The 17695-nt window shown below is 63.3% G+C and carries 15 protein-coding genes; 8 read left to right on the forward strand and 7 right to left on the reverse strand.

Translation table 11 applies throughout. The features are described 5' to 3' along the window. Positions 1 to 31: 31 nt before the first annotated feature. On the reverse strand, positions 32 to 1471 hold the full coding sequence (locus tag IE093_RS08280) for an FAD-binding oxidoreductase (protein ID WP_189468049.1): 1440 nt from the start codon (positions 1469 to 1471) through the stop codon (positions 32 to 34). Positions 1472 to 1709: 238 nt separating this feature from the next. Between IE093_RS08280 and IE093_RS08285 the strand changes: the two genes are divergently transcribed. The 4 genes from IE093_RS08285 to IE093_RS08300 all read left to right on the forward strand — a co-directional run bounded on the left by IE093_RS08285 (position 1710) and on the right by IE093_RS08300 (position 8662). Next, complete coding sequence (locus tag IE093_RS08285; protein ID WP_189468051.1) at positions 1710 to 2792, forward strand: AraC family transcriptional regulator; 1083 nt, start codon at positions 1710 to 1712, stop codon at positions 2790 to 2792. Positions 2793 to 2834: 42 nt separating this feature from the next. Beyond that, positions 2835 to 3704 (forward strand): bifunctional nuclease domain-containing protein, encoded by an 870-nt coding sequence (locus tag IE093_RS08290; protein WP_189468052.1) that lies wholly within the window; start codon positions 2835 to 2837, stop codon positions 3702 to 3704. A gap of 67 nt (positions 3705 to 3771) precedes the next feature. After that, positions 3772 to 4125 carry a YciI family protein gene (locus tag IE093_RS08295; RefSeq protein WP_189468054.1) on the forward strand — a complete coding sequence of 118 codons (354 nt, stop codon included), beginning with the start codon at positions 3772 to 3774 and terminating at the stop codon, positions 4123 to 4125. A 232-nt stretch (positions 4126 to 4357) separates the two neighbouring features. Next, positions 4358 to 8662 (forward strand): nSTAND1 domain-containing NTPase, encoded by a 4305-nt coding sequence (locus tag IE093_RS08300; RefSeq protein WP_189468056.1) that lies wholly within the window; start codon positions 4358 to 4360, stop codon positions 8660 to 8662. On the opposite strand, the gene IE093_RS08305 is transcribed toward IE093_RS08300, so the two are convergent. Both IE093_RS08305 and IE093_RS08310 read right to left on the reverse strand, forming a co-directional pair. Then, positions 8657 to 9613 carry a hypothetical protein gene (locus IE093_RS08305; protein ID WP_189468058.1) on the reverse strand — a complete coding sequence of 319 codons (957 nt, stop codon included), beginning with the start codon at positions 9611 to 9613 and terminating at the stop codon, positions 8657 to 8659. The genes IE093_RS08300 and IE093_RS08305 overlap by 6 nt on opposite strands. Positions 9614 to 9812: 199 nt before the next feature. Further along, the gene (locus IE093_RS08310) at positions 9813 to 10292 is read right to left on the reverse strand and encodes a glycine zipper 2TM domain-containing protein (protein ID WP_189468060.1); all 480 of its coding nucleotides are present in this window, start codon (positions 10290 to 10292) and stop codon (positions 9813 to 9815) included. A gap of 193 nt (positions 10293 to 10485) precedes the next feature. Here IE093_RS08310 and IE093_RS08315 point away from each other — a divergent pair, with 193 nt between their 5' ends. Beyond that, the gene (locus IE093_RS08315; RefSeq protein ID WP_229803395.1) at positions 10486 to 10998 is read left to right on the forward strand and encodes a DUF4231 domain-containing protein; all 513 of its coding nucleotides are present in this window, start codon (positions 10486 to 10488) and stop codon (positions 10996 to 10998) included. A 62-nt stretch (positions 10999 to 11060) separates the two neighbouring features. Here IE093_RS08315 and IE093_RS08320 read toward each other — a convergent pair whose 3' ends face one another. Genes IE093_RS08320 through IE093_RS08335 form a run of 4 tightly spaced genes read right to left on the reverse strand, consistent with a single transcriptional unit; the run spans position 11061 to position 14855 of the window. Beyond that, positions 11061 to 12251: a branched-chain amino acid ABC transporter permease gene (locus IE093_RS08320; RefSeq protein WP_229803397.1), complete on the reverse strand. Its 1191-nt coding sequence runs from the start codon at positions 12249 to 12251 to the stop codon at positions 11061 to 11063. A 3-nt stretch (positions 12252 to 12254) separates the two neighbouring features. After that, positions 12255 to 13325: a branched-chain amino acid ABC transporter permease gene (locus IE093_RS08325; RefSeq protein WP_189468062.1), complete on the reverse strand. Its 1071-nt coding sequence runs from the start codon at positions 13323 to 13325 to the stop codon at positions 12255 to 12257. 2 nt (positions 13326 to 13327) lie between these two features. After that, positions 13328 to 14035 (reverse strand): ABC transporter ATP-binding protein, encoded by a 708-nt coding sequence (locus tag IE093_RS08330; RefSeq protein ID WP_189468063.1) that lies wholly within the window; start codon positions 14033 to 14035, stop codon positions 13328 to 13330. Continuing rightward, positions 14016 to 14855, reverse strand: coding sequence for an ABC transporter ATP-binding protein (locus IE093_RS08335; RefSeq protein ID WP_189468066.1), 840 nt, complete (start codon positions 14853 to 14855; stop codon positions 14016 to 14018). The genes IE093_RS08330 and IE093_RS08335 overlap by 20 nt, the downstream gene beginning before the upstream one ends. 212 nt (positions 14856 to 15067) lie before the next feature. Between IE093_RS08335 and IE093_RS08340 the strand changes: the two genes are divergently transcribed. From IE093_RS08340 to IE093_RS08350, 3 genes are all read left to right on the forward strand, one after another. Further along, a complete protein-coding gene (locus tag IE093_RS08340) occupies positions 15068 to 16411 on the forward strand; it encodes an ABC transporter substrate-binding protein (protein ID WP_189468068.1) in 1344 nt (447 codons plus the stop codon). A gap of 99 nt (positions 16412 to 16510) precedes the next feature. Beyond that, positions 16511 to 17149, forward strand: coding sequence for a DUF1326 domain-containing protein (locus IE093_RS08345; protein WP_189468070.1), 639 nt, complete (start codon positions 16511 to 16513; stop codon positions 17147 to 17149). Positions 17150 to 17356: 207 nt separating this feature from the next. After that, positions 17357 to 17671, forward strand: a complete 315-nt coding sequence (locus tag IE093_RS08350; protein WP_189468072.1) for an antibiotic biosynthesis monooxygenase family protein — start codon at positions 17357 to 17359, stop codon at positions 17669 to 17671. Positions 17672 to 17695: the final 24 nt, after the last annotated feature.

The raw sequence follows: 17695 nt of genomic DNA on the forward strand, positions 1-17695 counted from the left end.
GCACCGTGGTGCAGGCCCGAACGCTTGGATTTCATGCCGTTCTGGCCAGTGGCGCAGGGGCGATGTTCTGGTTGATCCGGAACAGGTTCTCGGGGTCGAATTGCTGCTTGATCTGCTGGAGTCTGGCGTAGTTCTGGGCATAGGCGCTGTCGACCCGGTTGCCTTCGTCCTCGGTCAGGAAGTTGATGTAACCGCCACCAGTGGCGAAGGGAGCGGTGTCGCGGAACACGCCGCGCGCCCAGTCCCGCACCTTGTCATCATCCTCGGCGGCTTGCCAACGACCGTGAACGTTCATCACGAAATTGGCGTCGCGCCCGGCATAGGCAGTGTCCGTCACCGCTACCTCGCCGGCGGCGCCGCCGAGCTGCGCAATGAAAACTTCGCATTCGGGGCCCGGTAGGCTTGTCGCACCGCGGATCACCATATCGATCAGGGCATCCGTGATTTCGATGAAGTTGTGAGATTTCCAGTAGTTTCTCGCCCCCGGTGTCAATAGGGGGTCGAAGGCTGTCTGGAAGCCGGCATAGGGCTGTGTCCCGAGCATGCTGCCGGCCGGTTCGCCGAACTTGAGCACTTTGGCCGCCAGGCGTTCGCCTTGCTTTGGATCGCCACTATAGACCAAGGCGAATACCACCACTTCCTTGCCGTGGATCGATTCGGGCAGGAACGGTAGCGGCGGCGCCTGACGCAGTACCGCCCAGACGCTGAGTTCGCGTGGCGCGCCGGCGTTGAAGTCGCGCCAGGCACGCAGCACCTCTTTTGCCTGTGCGTAGGGATACACGACCAGGCCGGCATACACCTGGGGGCCGATAGGGTGGAGCTGGAACTCGAAGGACGTCACCACCCCGAAGTTACCGCCACCGCCACGAATGGCCCAGAACAACTCGGGCTCCTGAGTGGCGGAGACGATACGCAGTTCACCGTCGGCGGTCACGATATCGGCGGAGATGAGATTGTCCACGGTCATGCCGAGCTTGCGTGTCAGCCAGCCGAAACCGCCGCCCAGGCACAGCCCGGCCACCCCGGTCGTGGAATTGATCCCCAGCGGAGTCGCAAGTCCAAAGGCCTGGGTCTCATGGTCGACATCGCCCAGCAATGCGCCGGCAGCGACACGTGCCGTTTGCTTCTCCGGGTCGACCCGTACGTTGCGCATCGCCGAAAGGTCGATCGTCAGGGCACCGTCGGCCACGGCATTGCCGGCGATATGGTGACCGCCCCCGCGTACGCTCAGCAGCATGCGGTGGGTGCGGGCGAAGTCGACCGCGTGACGCACATCCTGAGTGCCGAGACAGCGGGCGATGAGCGCTGGGTGGTGATCGACCATGCCGTTCCAGACGCTGCGGGCTTGCTCGTACTCCTCATCGGTGGCGGTAAGTACTCCGCCGCGGATGCCCTGTGACAAGGCGTCTATCTCCTCGGGCGATAGCGAGGCAGAAGTGCCATCGAGGGTCTGATAGGTCAAGTGTTGCATGGGGGACTCCTTGTGGAATGAGGGAGAGCGTCAGGCAAGCTTTGCCCCGCACCTGAAGTGCAGGGGAAGAAGTCGTCACGAGTTGAAGTATGTGGACTCGGGCTCGCCCTCGGCTGACTCGAACTCCGCCGGACTTGACCGGGAAGCCGGGTTTGTCATGGCGATGGACCGATTCGTCCGCGATACTGGTTCAGGCAGGCGTGTATATGCCCCTTCCTCTCCTAGCTGCGAGGCGGACATGAGCCAGGACGCGTTGTCTCAGGTGCTGCGTAGCATTCGCTTGCAAGGGGCGGTGTTCTATCACGTCGAGGGTAATGCCCCTTGGGTGAGCGAGGCGCCATCGGCAGCCACGATTGCCGAACGGCTCATGCCCGGGGTCGAGCACGTGATGGCGTATCATGTCCTCACCCATGGGGAGTGCTGGGCCTCGGTGGTCGGTGAATCGGCGGTGGCCTTGCGCGAAGGTGACGTGGTGATCTTTCCGCGAGGCGACCCGCACGTGATGTCGAGTGAGCCGGGTATGCGCGGGACGGTGGACCTGGCTCCCTACGAGTTGCCTCGACCGGAGCAACTGCCGCTTTTCGCCAGCCGGCAAGGGGACTCCCTGTCGATGTCGCGTCTGGATGGCGAGCGGCCCAGTGCGACCCTGGTGTGCGGTTTCTTTGGCTGCGATGCCCATCCATTCAACCCATTGCTAGCCAGTCTTCCACAACTGCTCCATGTGCGCGCCAGGACCGACGAGGATGACGATTGGATACGTCATTTCATCCGCTTCGCGCTTGCCGAATCGACTCACAAGCGGCCCGGTGGCGAAGCGTTGCTCGAGCGGCTGAGCGAAACGATGTTCGTCGCACTGATGCGACGCTATCTCGATGAAATGCCGGAAGGGCAGTCGAACTGGCTGGCTGGACTGCATGATCGCTACGTGGGACGCGCCCTGGCGTTGTTGCACCAACGGCCGGGCGATGCCTGGACGATCGATAAGCTTGCCGGTCGCATCGGTCTATCGCGTTCGGCCCTGCACGAACGCTTCGCTCGCTTTACCGGCCATGCGCCGATGCATTATCTGACGAAATGGCGCATGCAGGTGGCGGCCGGGTTGTTGCGACAGTCGAGTGCACCTGTCGCCTCGATCGCGCTCGAGGTCGGTTATGTATCGGAAGCCGCGTTCAGCCGTGCCTTTCGACGCGAAACCAACTTGCCGCCGGGCGCATGGCGACGCGAGCAGACCCGTCTGATTGAGCATATGACCAAGTCGGATGTCTCAGGGGTGTCAGGTGGCGTTTCCGATGGCAGCCAGCTGTCAACGGTGCCATTCTGATATTGCCACCTTTACAACCGCTTGGCGGTCAGAAGGCGCCCTATGTCACTATCAGCCATCAAGCGCTTCACGGTGCCATTGTTTATCGGGCTGTTGCTGTTCTCTTGGTTCAACGTGGCTGCCGGTCGGGAGCTTGCCGCCGATATCGACGACATGGTCGAGGTCGAGGTCGCCACCGTGGCCGTGGCGGGGCCGATCGCTACACCTGTCGTGCTGTTGCGGGAGCCAGGCGCGCGCGAGGTGATCCCGATTTTCATCGGCCCCATTGAAGCTGGTGCCATCCTGCGTGGCCTGCGTGGCGAGATCCCACGCCGCCCCATGACGCACGAACTGCTCGGCGATGTACTCGACGGCATCGACGTGCGGCTGGAACGGATTTACGTCGATGCCATCGTCGACAACACCTTCCTCGGCATGCTCGAGTTGCGACAGAAAGGACAGGATACCCCGATCCGTATCGATAGCCGGCCAAGCGACGCGATCGCGTTGGCCTTGAAAGCTGGTGCGACGATCCATGTTGCGCCACAAGTGCTGGAAGCCGCGCGGCTGATCGAGTACGAAGGGCTGGATGATCAAGTGGTATCCGCTCTCGGGATTACCGTGACGCCGGTTACTGATGACCTGCGCGACGCACTCCAACTGCCTGACGAGGCTGGGGTCCTGGTCAGTGATGTCAGTGGCCCAGCCGATGAGGCCGGAATGGAACCCGGTGCGTTGTTGCTCAAAGTGAATGGTCAGACGCCGCAAACGCCGATGAACTTCCTCGAGCTCGTACGCAAGACTCCCCGAGGCGAGGACGCGCGTCTACGCTATTGGCAGGATGGCGAGGAGCATGTCCTTGCACTGTCGACCGACGTGCCGCCACCCCGCCAGCGCCCGCGTGAAGAGGAAGAATCGGGGATCAGGATGTGAGGCATGTCGATTTCGGAGGCTCGTGAACGACTAGTCGATAAGACAGTCGCTGGGGAGTCCGTCCGTTATGAAATACCTGTGCCTGATCTACAACGATGAAAAGAAACTCGAAGCCATGCCGCCCAGTGAGATCGAGGCTGTGGTCGAGGAGTGCCAGGTGCATTGCGAAAGCCTGACGGCGAGTGGCCATCTGCTCGCTGGGGCTCGTCTGGGGCCGGTGGCGAGTGCAGCCACGGTGAGAACCCGCAACGGCAGTGCGCTGGTCACTGATGGCCCCTTTGCCGAAACGAAGGAGCAATTGGGCGGATTCCTGCTCATCGAAGCCCGGGATCTGAACGAAGCCATCCGCATTGCTTCGCATATACCTCCCGGACGGCTGGGGTGTGTCGAAGTACGCCCGATCCGCGACTACGCCGGTTAGAGCCGCTGCTGGAGCGGCGGTAGTCGCGATGGGAACCATCCAAGCCGGCCTGACGGCCGGAATCGCTCAGTAAACTGAGCTCCCACGACTCCCCGGGGTCGGGTAGTGGGTGGGAGCGCAGCTTCGCTGCGCGATGAATCCAGCACGTTTCGAGAAAGCCGTCTTGGTGCCGAGCGATTACGCTATAGGTACTACTTTGCTCACCCTTTCCTTAGCGAGACGGGTGTCGGCGATGAGCACGCTTTTCATCAGCCACAGCAGCAACGATGCCACGGCGGCTCGCGAGATGGCCGACTGGTTGCAACGACACGGCCATCACTCGCTGTTCCTCGACTTCGATGTCGAGCACGGCATTCCGGCCGGTCGCGACTGGGAGCGTGAACTCTACCGCCATCTTCGTGCCTGCCAGGCGCTGATCGTGTTGTGCAGTGAGCACTCCATGGCTTCATGCTGGTGTCTCGCCGAGTTGAGTCACGCCCGCGCCCTTGGCAAGCGGATTGTTCCGGTACGCATCTCTCCCTGCACGCTGCGTCCCCAACTCGCGGAGCTCCAGGTGATCGACCTGATCAAGGAGCCGGAAGTAGGCTACGAGCGACTTCGCCAGGCACTGGCAAGCGTGTTCGCCTGGGATAGCCGCCGGCCTCCCTATCCTGGCCTGATGGCCTTCGACGAGTCGGATGCGGCCATCTTCTTTGGCCGCGACGCCGAGGTCCAGCAGTCACTGGATCGTCTCCACCAGTTGCGACGCTTCGGTGGGCCACGCCTGCTGCTGTTCCTGGGAGCATCGGGCAGCGGCAAGTCCTCGCTTGTACGTGCCGGGATCATGCCTCGGCTGCGAGCCTCGCCGGAGGCCTGGACGCTGATCGGCCCGATTCGTCCTCGGGACCGACCTCTCGACGAGCTGACCGCCCAGCTTGCGCGGGGGTTGGCCGACGAGGGTGTGGCGGTCGAGGGGCTAACGGCATTGGCGGCGAATGCCGATTCAGCTCCCGAACTGCTGTCCACGGTTCACCGCGAGCTGCGCAGGCGGTCTGGCAAGGAGCATACGGTACTGGTGTTGGTCGTCGATCAGCTCGAAGAGCTGTTGACGGGCTCGGCCCAGGCCGAGCAGTTCATGCGAATCCTGCGTCCCGTTCTGCACGACACCAGCTCCCCCGTGCTGGTCATCGCCACCCTGCGCTCGGATTTTCTGGGCGCACTGCAGGAACATCCAGCCTGGCGTGACGTCACCCTCATGCCGTTGACCGTGGAGCCGCTGTCGGTGGAGGGCTTCTCGGCGGTCATCGAAGGGCCGGCGGAGCTTGCCGGGCTCGATCTCGAGCCCGGCCTGGTCCAGGCGATGGTCGCGGATACCGCCACCGAGGATGCCTTGCCGCTGTTGGCATTCACCCTTCGCGAGCTGTGGGAAAAGGGGAGAGCGGACGGGTGCCTTACCCTGGCCGAGTATCGCGATGGACTTGGGGGGCTGCACGGTTCGGTGGCAAAGGCCGCCGAGGCGGTGCTCGAGGCGGCCGCGCCTTCCCGGGAACAGAGACAGGCGTTGCGCGCCGCCTTGTTTGCCTTGGTGAGACTCGACGACGAGGGGCGTTATACGCGCCAGGTGGTGCGCTGGCAGGACTTGCCTAGCGCAAGTCATCCACTGCTGGAGCGATTCGTCCAGGCGCGTCTGCTGATTTCTGGCAGTCACGATGGGGAGCGCACCTTGGAGGTGGCCCACGAAGCGTTGTTTCGGGTCTGGCGTCGGCTTAACCGCTGGCTGGAGGCCAATCGCGAGGCGCTGCGGATCCACGATGGGTTGCGTCGTGCCACCGCCGAGTGGGAAAACGGCGGTCGCCCCGTCGAGCTGCTGGTGCATCGTGGCAGTCGTCTGGAAGCAGCGGAGGCGCTTGCGCGCGAAGGTCCTTTCCCGCTCAACGATATGGAGAGGAGCTATCTGCAGGCGTGCCTCGAGCTTCGCGACGCCGAGCTTGCCGAGAGCCGGCGTCGGGAGCGGGTCAAGCGACGCTGGATTGCGGCGACGGGGCTGACACTATTGCTCGGTGTCATCGGGCTGTCCTGGTTCGCCTGGTCGCTGCACCAGCAGGAGCAGATCACCCGACAGAGTCTGGCCGAATTGCACTGGGCCAACGCGGTGAGTGCACGTGATCGTGACCACAGTCCCCTCAAGGCGAGCCATCATTTCATGCAAGCTGCGGAGCTGGCGCTGGACTCGACACAAGCGGAGAGCGCCTACTGGGCTGGAGAGCGCCTGGGATCAGGGCCACGACTCGTCGCGACGTCCGAGGCCAGCTCTGCTCTGGTGACGGCCGCTTTCGTCAACACGGGCAGCGAAATGCGACTCTGGGCCGATGATGGTGGCAGTCTTGCCTGGATCGAGGCGGATGGTGTGGCGGATCTTGCGTTCCCAGTGGGGCAGGGTTTCGTGCAGACGGTCTCCCCGACAGGCACTTTCTGGCACAGCCGGATCGTCGTCCATGGCGAGGACGGCCGCGCCGAAATCCGTGATCGTCGCAGTGGTGCTTTGTTGCTCGAGCCCCCTCCGGCACTGGAACGGCTGTGGATCGGTGACACCGATGAGTCCACGGCCGTGAGTCTGCACGCCAACGGCGGCGCCTGGGTGTGGGACCTGACACGTGGTGTGCGCCGTGGGGCGCTGCCAAATGTCGACGTGGATGGTGTGGCCATCTCGCCGCAAGGCGAGCGTCTACTTATCTGGACCCGGGAGGGCGAGGCGTTGGTCTGGCGAGTCGACACCGACACGCTGGTGGCGCGCCATGACGGCGATGTCGTCGGTGGGGCATTGGGCCGGCATGAGCGTGAAGTGGCGCTATGGAGCCGTGACGGCCGTTTGTGGTTACCCGCCATGCCCGGGAGCGATCTGGAGCCTGCGGAGGGAGGACGCTGCAGCCCTCGGGCCATCGGTGCACGGTTCCTGTCCGACGCTTCGCGCTTGCTGGTCTGGAACCACGGCGCCTGTGGTGCCGCCCGGCTCTGGGACCTCGACACACGGCGTCCCGTTGGGCCGACCATGCGGCATGACAATGAACTCACGTCTCCCGTGGTCCAGGGTGATCGCATGGTCACCTGGAGTCCCGGCAGTGGACCGGCACGGCTGTGGCATGGTTCGACCGGCGAGGCGGTCGCCACCTTCGCCGGCCCCGTGACCGGTGTACGTTTCGGGGAGGAGGGGAGCGGTCTGCTGATCACTTGGGGCGGTAACGAAGCCCGGCTATGGTCAAGCGTCAGCGGAGACCCACGGGGGTTACCGTTGCGACATGCGACATCGGTAGGGGGAGCGGTAGTTTCCGAGGATGGACAACGTGTACTTACCTGGGGAAGCGACGGTAGCTTGCGACTATGGCAGGTGCCACCGCCCGAAGTCGCGGAAACCATGCGGTTTCCGGCGGCTGTGCTCGATGCCGTGCTCGTAGCGGGTGAAGAGAGAGTCCGGGTCGTCACCCTCGGTGGACATGTCCAGGAGTGGTCTCCGGCTACCGATACGGTACCGGAGCTCCGGCTACTCGATCTGGAAGCCGTAAGCGCAACGTTCGCCCCTGGCGGTCGCCGCCTGCTCACCGCAGGAGTGAACGGTGACGTGCGTATATGGAACTGGGAAGGGACTCGTTTTCAGGCGCTGGCATCACCGGGCGGCACTGTCGGCAACGACCCGGTCGCGGGAGTGGTGTGGGGCGGGCCCGACCGTCTCCTGTTCTGGGGAGAGCAAGGGTGTACTGCCTCGCTGTGGCGGGTCGGCATCGCCCGTGTGGTGCCGGTCGAGCATGGTGGTGTCGTGGAATCGGAGGGGGCGGATGACTGTCGCCTGCGCGGTGCGGCCTTTTCCAGTGGCGATGGCGAGTATGTATTGACCTGGGGGGAAGACCGACGGCTGCATCTTTGGGATGTCGAGGCGAATGAGCCCGTGTTGCTGCGGACTCTTTCTGACGTGGCGCTGGTCCGTAGCGCCGCGATCGACGCCGAAGGGGAGCGTCTGCTGGTTGCCAGTGATGACGGCACCGTCGAACTGACCTGGGTGGATCGTAGCGACGCCGATGTTTCCCTGGAGCACGATGGTGTCCGTGGTGCCCGCCTGCATTCCGGTACCCAGCGCATCTTGAGCTGGGGCGGCGATAGCGTCCGCGTCTGGGACGCGGAGACCGCCACGCTACTCGCCTTTCTTGCTCATGAACGCGATGTCGCCGGCGCGGCATTCGGCCCCGAGGGGGAGCGCGTGCTTACTTGGCAAAGCGATGGGGCCATTCGTCTCTGGGACGCGGTCAGCGGCCATCCGTTGACCTCTGTGCTGCGCGGCGTCGGCCGTTCCTCACCAGTGATCGGAAGCGACTTCGGGGAGACGGCGATTCGACTGTTGGTCACTGCGGGTGAGCATGGCACCTTATGGAGATTGCCCCCGTTTTCCTCACCGCCGCCTCAGCCATCCCTACGCCAACAGATTCTTACCGGCAGCCATTTGACGACGCTTGGCGAGGTGGCGGCATTGCGGGGAGAGACGTGGCGGCAACTTGGATCATCCTTATAGTGACACGTTCACCCGGGAATCCGACCATGCCGTTACCCACCCTCCCGTAGGAGCCCAGGCACGCACCTTGAGCCGGTGCGTGCCGGTGGATATGCGCTGGCGTTCATCGCGTCCGTCCCACAGCCGTGGATCGATGCTGCGTCCGGCGGTGACACCGCCTGCAATGGGCTCCTCGTTGACGAAGAAGTGACGCTCGCCATCATCGGCTTCTTCGATGCGCATGAATTCCGCCACGGCACTGGGAAAGTCGGAATGCGAAAAGAAACGATAGGAGGCTTGCTCTTGCGCCTGGGCGCGGATTCGGCGTGGCAGGAACGACACTTCCTCGATGGCTACCGACCCCACGGCACGGGGGCCGCAACCCAGCGCCTGGACGCGGAACGTGGGCTCCGTGCGTTCACCGCTCATGTCGGTGGCGGTCACGGAGATGGCTGCGGGACGCTCGCTGTCGCCGAACGCCGGCGGCAGCCGAAACTGCACGCGATGACGCCCCGTCTCGTCGGCGCCGAAAGGCAGTCGCACGGTGTAGATGTCCGGAACGTCACGAGCACTGATGCGCAGGGTGACGATGACCGGGCGGTCGTGAGAGAAGTCGAGCACGAATGGCCAATCACCGCGCACCGTGCCAATGGCGGCAAAGGCACTGCTGTTGTATTGGGCTGGGAACTCTGGGCCTCGCTTTTGCAACTGCTCCAGCATGTCACTGTCGTCAGCGGCATCTTGTTGCGAGGCTTGGCTGCGCTGTTGCATCCAGCGACCCACCAGCAGCAGTGCGGCGGCACCCGCCACGATGGCCGGCAGTTTCCAGCCGTTATCGTCGCCGTTTCCGTCATCCCCATATTGAGGGTAAACGTCGTCACTGGTGGTCGATGCCAGACCCGGCAGGCCCGGGGTGAGCGCGAGCACGGCCGCGAGCTGGTAGGCGAGGATGCGTTTCCGGCACCGATGCATGACGAACTCCTGAGGTTTGTCCGAAAAGTCGCCAAGCGCATTTCGGGCAACACTTAGGGAGGCGCTGAATAAATCGACGAGCGGAGTGAAGCGCAAGGCGCACGGAGCGCAGGAACCGGAGCATATGGGGTATATGTGAGGCTTCCGAGCACCGCGCAACGCAGCGATTCCTCCGCGCAGGCAATTATTCAGTGCCTCCTTAGATTGTGGTCCAGGTCTGCCCATCCGGCCGCCTGCACGCCGTGCCATCGGCGCTACGGGGCTCGCCGTCGACGACGACCTGCATGTCGAAGTGACGACACTGCTGTCCATTCTGTTCGAAGGTATCCCGCGGCGTCATCGTGAACTCATTGCCGGTTTGGGGGTTGCGCCAACTCTCCGTCTCACCGTCGTCGGCGCGCTCGAGCACCGCACCCATTTCCTGTTGATCCTCGCAAGTAAACCGGGTGCCGATTTCTCGACCGATCAAACCTCCAAGCCCGGCGCCGATCACCATGGAGGCGGTTCGTCCGGAACCGCTACCCACCTGCGAGCCGAGCAGGCCGCCGATCACGGCGCCGATGCCGGTACTCACTCCCTCACAGCCACGCGGACCAAGGCTCTGGCAGCCGCTGAGCAGGAACAGGCTCAGCAGTATCACGGAAAGCATGCGTAAGGTGCTTGAGATAGACGCAGTCATACCTGCCTTCCTCGCTTCCTTACTTAATTTTGATGAATGGTGACCGCCATCGAGGGGCGAGTCGCGTGCTTCCTTGTCAGTATTGCACCGCTTGCATGGGGGCTCCATGCGAGTCTTATCCGGCTGCTATCTTTCCAAAGGAGGTGGATGGTACCTCCGTATGTCCGCACATTGATGAGCCTGGGAGGGCGCTTTGGACGACGCCGACCGCCGTGACTCACCGGCCACCGATGGCATCGCACCGGATGCGGATGCTGCACTGCGTCAGCGTGCCGAGTGGCGTCGGCTGGAAGAGCAACTTGCCTGGTATAGTCGCCGCAGTGGCCATTGCCAACGCTGGCACAAGGGGTTGCGTATCGTGCAAGTGATATTTGCCGCTTCCATTCCGGTGATCTCCCTGGCGGATGTGCCATTGGCTCGCTGGCTGACGGCCTCTCTGGGGGCACTGATTGCGGTCCTCGAAGCCGTCGAACAGATCAACCAGTTCGGGCCGCTGTGGATCCAGTACCGTTCGACCGCTGAACACCTCAAGCACGAGAAGTATCTATTTCTCGCTGGCGCGGGCCCTTACCGCGACATCGAGCGCGCGGAAGCCTTGCGACTGCTTGCCGAGCGGGTCGAGGAACATGTCTCCCGCGAACATGCCCGCTGGGTCCGCACTTCGGAGAAAGGTCAGACTGGCCAGCAGGGCGGGAAAGAGCAGTGAAGGTCATTGGACCTCGAGCACCCCACGGTGTGGGTAGGGCCTCACGATTGCCGATGCGATCGTCACTTGCGTAGATAGCGCGAGACGAGCTTCTCCTCACGGATCAACCCTTGGGGGCGGAATAGCACGATCGCGGCCAGCAGCAGGGCCACAAGCAACCAACGGAAGTAAGCCGCGCGTCTGGGCAGATCGTCAGCAATCAGCGCCAGCAGCGGCTCGATGGCATTGGCGAGGAAGGCGGTACCACTCCACACGCCCCATACGATGAAGCCGCCGATAATGGCGCCGCGGTTGTTGCCGCTACCGCCGAGCATCAGCATCACCCACACCAGGAAAGTGGCGAACAGGGCGTGGAAGTGACTGTAATCGATCGTCACCACGTAGTGGGCATACAGTGCGCCGGCGATTCCCATGATGACTGCCCCGACCACGAACGACTGGATGCGCACGTAGGTAATGTGCTTGCCGTTCATCGCTGCCGAGGCTTCCTCGTCACGGATGGCGCGCAGCATCCTCCCCCACGGTGACCGGCAGGCCCGTTCGATGAGCAGGTAGGCGCCGGCAACGAACAGCGAGATGATCACCAAATAGAACAGTGGATAATCGCGTGGCGAGAGCGGGTCCAGCACCGCTGTCACCCACTGTGGCAGCCAGGCACAACCTTGCGTTTCGACCACGCAATGCAGCGGTTGGGGAATGCCCCGCAGCGGTTGTGGCCCATTGGCGAGCCAGCGCTCGTTCTGGAAGATCAGCCGGATGATCTCCGCCACGCCGATGGTGGCAATGGCGAGAAAGTCCATGCGCAACCGCAACACTGGAACGGCTACCAGAAATGCCACCACTGCGGATACCAGTGCCGCGGCGGCGACCCCGACCAGGAACGGCAGGCCTAGGCCGAACGCCATCTGGGTGTACTGCGCGGCGATGCCGGTGGGTGCCTCGACGGTCATCAATGCGGAGGTGAAGGCCCCGATCGCGAAGAAACCGGCGACGCCGAAGTTCAGATGACCGGTGTAACCCCACTGGATGTTCAAGCCGAGCGTCAGCAGCGCGTAGACGCAACCCATGGTGGCGAACGAGACGGTGTAGGCGAGAATTCCACTGGGTAGTGAAGTCGTCAACGAGAAGGCCAGCACCACGCCTGCGACGATTGCCACGGGCAGGCGCCAGCGGCGTGCCGGCAGTACCAGCAGCAACAGCAGTGTGGCCGGTATGATCAGCAATAGCCCTTTGACCAGGATCAGTGGTGGCATCGCTCAGCCTCCCCCTCGTCCGAACAGGCCTTGCGGGCGCACCAGCAGCACGATCACCATTAGCACGAAGGCCACGGCGGGCCCGTAGGTTGGGTCAAGGAAAGCAGTGGATACTTGGTGCGCGACACCGATGATCAGCGCTCCCGCCAGTGCCCCATAGGGGTTGCCGATGCCACCCATGATGGTTGCCGCGAACATCGGCAGCAGCAACCAGAAGCCCATTTCGGGGCGTAACTGAGAGGATAGCCCGTACATGGTCCCGCCAGCGGCGGCGAGCGCTCCGCCAAGCAGCCAGGTCCAGGCAATCACCCGCTCGGTGTTGATGCCGCGCACCTGTGCAAGCTCCGGATTGTCCGCCGTGGCGCGCATGGCTTTGCCAATGCGCGTGCGCTCCAGCAGTGCATACACACCGAGCATGAGCACCAGGGCCAGTGCCAGGATAAATAGCTGGTCAGCACGTACGCGGATGTTCAGTGGCAGTGTCAGGGCCGGATTGGGTCGTCCTGGGTAATAAAAGTGAAAGTCCGGCCCCCAAGCGATGTAGATGATGCTGCGCAGGAAAAAGGCCATTGCCAGCGATGCCATCGCGAACAGTACGAGATGAGCATGCTGGTTGCGCAAGCGTCGATAGACGGCACGGTCGACGACCATGGCTACCAACCCGACCAGAGGCATGGAGAGCAGCAGGGCCACGGGGAACTCCCAGCCGAACGAAAGAGGCGACAGCGGCTCGCCCTGGGGCAGCCAGGCGAGAAAGGCGAAGGTGAAATAGGCTCCCAGGGTGACCAGGGCCCCGTGCGAGAAATTGGGAAACTTGAGCACGCCATAGACAAGTGTCAGCCCGATGCTCCCCAAACCGATGATGCCGCCGAGCATCATTCCCCAGGCGGCGAGCGACAGCAGTCGTTCGGCACTCACGCCCTGTAGCTGGGCGAGCACCAGTAACAGGAGGAGCACCACGGCGATCGCGGCCAGCAGGAAGGCACGCGTCTGGACCACGTCGTGCACCCGTTCGCCAAGCCGCTTGTCGCGCTTGACCGGTGCCCGCTCCTCGCTCTCTTGGATCGTGCCCATGCTCAGCCCCCTAGGTACAATCGGCCCACCTCTGGATCATCGAGCAGTGCCTGGCCCGGCCCTTCCACCCGGTTCTGTCCGCTGGCGAGCACATAGCCGCGAGCGGCCATTGCCAGCGACTTGCGTGCGTTCTGCTCGACCATCAGTACCGCTGGTCCCGTCTCGTTGATATGGCGAATGTTGTCGAAGATCTCGTCGACGAGCTTCGGTGACAGTCCGGCGGAGGGCTCATCGAGCAGTAGCAAGTCCGGCTCCAGCATCAGCGCGCTGCCGATGGCGACCATCTGGCGTTCGCCTCCGGACATCTTGCCGACGCGCTGGTGACGGCGTTCGCGCAACTTGGGAAACAGTGCATAGACCCACTCCTTGCGCTCGGGAATTGCCCGCTCGTCGAGCAGGTAGCCGCCCATCTCGAGGTTCTCCTCGACGGTGAGTTGCACGAAGACGTTGGCTACCTGGGGCACGTAGCACATGCCTTCCTTGACGATGTCGTAGGGGGAGCGGCCAGTGATTTCCTTGTCACGGAAGCGGATCGACCCTTGCTTCGGCGGGACCAATCCGAATACCGCCTTCATCAGCGTAGACTTGCCGGCGCCATTGGGGCCTATCAGCGACACGATTTCCCCTTCGTTCACCTCCAGGTGCACGTCGTGCAGGATTTCGGTGTCGCCGTATCCGGCAGTGACTCCCTCAGCCTTCAACAGCGGCATACTGCCCTCCGAGATAGGCTTCCAGCACCCTGGGGTTGCGACGAACCTCTTCCGGCGAGCCCGTCATGAGCTGTCGCCCCTCGCTCATCACTACCACCGGGTCGCACAACGACATGATCAGATCCATGTCGTGTTCGATGACCAGAAAGGTAATGCCGCGCTCGCGGTTGAGATAGCGGATGTTGTCGGTGAGACGATGCATGAGGGTGGGGTTGACGCCAGCGCCCGGCTCGTCGAGCAGAACCAACTGGGGGTCGGTCATCAGCGTGCGTGCCAGTTCCAGCAGCTTCTTCTGCCCGCCTGAGAGGTTACGCGCGTATTCGTCATGTAAGTGGTCGAGTTCGACGAACTCGAGTACTTCCAGCGCCTTGTCGCGGTTGGCCAGCTCCTGGCGTCTCACCGCGCCGGGGCGAAACCAGGTGTTGAACAGCCGCTCTCCCTGCTGGCCGGGTGGAATCAGCATGAGATTTTCCAGCACCGACAGGCTCTGATGTTCGCGAGGTATCTGGAAGGTGCGGCACAGGCCGTGTTGAAAAACCCGGTGAGGAGGCAGGTTGGTGATGTCTTTTCCGTTGAAGATGACGCGTCCCGCCTGGGCGAGATGGAAGCCGGTGACCACGTTGAACAACGTGGTCTTGCCGGCCCCGTTGGGGCCGATCAAGCCGGTGATCGTGCCCTCGCGAACACTCAGGTCCGCGCCGTCGAGCGCCCGCAGGCTATCGAAATCGCGTACGAGGCCTTGCACCTCTAAGAGGAGCGCGCCACTGGATCGTGACGTCTTGTTATGGAGCCCCTCGTCTTCAGTGGCTTGTGTCGTCATGCCATCCCCCCAGAGGTGGCCCTGCGCCAACGTCTTTGAACATAGCAACATCGCCAAAGCCTGTCGAAGCGCGGGGCAGGCGCGTCGGTCGCGATGCATCAGGTTCCAGCGTCTACACTCCCCAAAGAGGAACTGCTTGCGCCGTTTCGTCGAAATGCGTCCTGCGTCAGGCAGTCCCCTAGACAACCGACGAACGCAGGAGGGAAACATCAATGAACAACACACGACACACTGGCACCGGGCGTCATCGCGCGCCTGTGTCAGCCGCCCTCGGCGTATTTACCTTGAGCGCGGTGCTTGCCGCGGGTGGTGCGAGCGCCCAGGACGCGCCGCCGGCGATCAAGGTCGGGCAGATCGCTCCCTTCACGGGCGCAGGGGCAGAGTTTGGCGAGTTCTATCGTGATGGCGCGGCGCTGGGCGTCGACCACATCAACGCCGCGACGCAGGAAGTACTGGGGGGACCGGTGATCGCGGAACATTTGAGCGAGGATTCCAACACCCTGCCCACGCCGGCCATCCAGGCGGCACGCCAACTCGTCGAGGTCGAGGGCGTACCCGCCATTATCGGGGGCTGGTCGAGTGGCGTGACCGTGGCAGTGGCCACCTCGGTGACGATACCCTCGGAGGTGCTGCAGATCTCCAACGGCTCGACCTCGCCGCTGATTTCGGTGCTGCCCGAGGACCTCGAGGCCGACCTGCTGTTTCGCACCACGGCCTCCGATGCCCTGCAGGGGGTGGTCGCCGCCCAGCTCGCCCGTGGCGAGATCTTCGAGGACTATAGCGTGGACAGCGCCTCGACGATCTTCATCAACAACCCCTATGGCCAGGGGTTGTCCAATGCCTTCGCCAGGGCCTTCCAGGCTCGCGGTGGCACCATCACCGCCCAGGTCCCGCATCCCGAGGAGCCGCAGCCGACCTACACCTCGCAGCTTGCCCAGGCCTTCCAGGGCGACCCCGAGATGTTGCTTGCCGCGAGCTATCCCGGCCATAGCGCCACCTTCCTCCAGGAAGCCCGCGATATCTTCGACCAGACCGTGTGGCAGTTCGTCGATGGCAATCGCTCCCAGGAGGTCATCGACGCCGTGGGGGCCGATGACCTGGAGGGCTTGATCGGCACCGCGCCGGGACAGGATCCGAGCATCCCCGGCTTCGAGAACTTCGCCACGGCGTTCGAGGAGGCCTACGGCCATGACCGCATTCCGCCGTTCACCGAATCGGCCTATGACGCCGCCATGCTGATTGGCCTGGCCACGGTCAAGGCCATCGCCGACGGGCACGACAGCGTCGAGGCCATCACCGGTACGGTGCTACGTGACCGCCTGCGCGAGGTCGCCAATCCGCCTGGGATGGAGATCGTCGCTGGTGATCTGGACAGCATCACCGCGGGTGTCGAGGCGATCATGAACGGCGAGGACGTCGCCTATACCGGCGCGGCTGGACCGGCCGACTTCGACGACAGCGGCGACGTGATCACCCCGATCGCCATCTGGAAGTACACCAACGGCAGCATCGAGAACCTGCAGATCCAGTCGCCGGACGACATTCCTGCGGAATGAGCCGTGTCGTTTGGGCGGTGATCAACGTAACTAGCCCGGACGGGTTCGCCCCGCCCGGGCTATGAGGGAATCGAGTCGAGTCCGATCGGGAGGAAAACCATGATCGATTGGAGCATCGAATCTGTCACGTTCGGCAATTGCAACTGTGACTACAACTGTCCCTGCCAGTTCGAGCTGCGCCCCACCCAAGGAAACTGCCGCGGCTTCGAAGTGGGGCGGATCGAACACGGCCATTTTGACGACATCAGCCTCGATGGCCTCCGCTGGGCCCTGCTCTACGCATGGCCGGGGGCGATCTTCGAGGGCAACGGCACCATGCAGGCGATCATCGACGAGCGCGCCGACGAGCGTCAGCGCCAGGCGTTGATCACGGTGCTTCATGGCGGAGAAACCGAGGAAGCCAAGACCCACTGGTGGGTGTTCCATGCCATGTCGAGCACCGTCCACGAACCGCTCTTCAAGCCGATCGACGTCGAGATCGACATCGAAAGTCGCACCGCGCGGGTCTCGATTCCGGGCGTGCTGGTATCGAGCGGACAGCCCATCATCAGCCCGGCGACCGGCGAGGAACACCGCGTCCGCATCGATATCCCGGCCGGCATCGAGTTCGAGATTGCCGAGATCGGCAGCGCCTCGGCAAAGGCCACCGGCGCGATCGAACTGGATCTGAATGATAGCTATGGCCAGTTCAATGTCATACGCCATTCGGGGACGGGGGTGGTCCACACCCGGGTGTGAGACACCCTGCCGCCGGACGGTCGCATAGGACCGCGAGCGCACTGATTGCCTGGGGCAGTGCGACATTGACATGGCTGCCGTTGCTAGCTGACCCCATTGCTGCGGGGGCCTGTTCCGGTCTCCCGCATCGGCGCACTCAGGCGCTTGGCTGCGGGCCGCGAACAGGGCAAGGTAAAGACTCTCGCATCTGCCTGACAGGAGTCATCCATGATCGCCCAGACCCCCAAGCCGCCATACTACGCCGTGATATTCACTTCCGTGCGTAGTGAACTCGACGATGAAGACTATGAGGCCATGGCAACACGCATGGTGGAACTTGCCAGCCAACAGCCCGGTTTCCTGGGGGTGGAGTCGGCACGCGAGGACGTTGGCATCACTGTTTCCTACTGGGATAGTCTCGAGGCGATCAAACGCTGGAAAGCGCATGTCGAGCACCGCGAGGCGCAGCGCCTGGGTCTTGAACGTTGGTACTCGACGTTCAAGACCCGCATCAGTCGTGTCGAGCGGGACTATGGCATCTGAAATCGATCACAGGATGTCTTCCGG

Origin of the sequence: Litchfieldella qijiaojingensis, assembly GCF_014651875.1 — a bacterium.
Classification (GTDB): domain Bacteria; phylum Pseudomonadota; class Gammaproteobacteria; order Pseudomonadales; family Halomonadaceae; genus Litchfieldella; species Litchfieldella qijiaojingensis.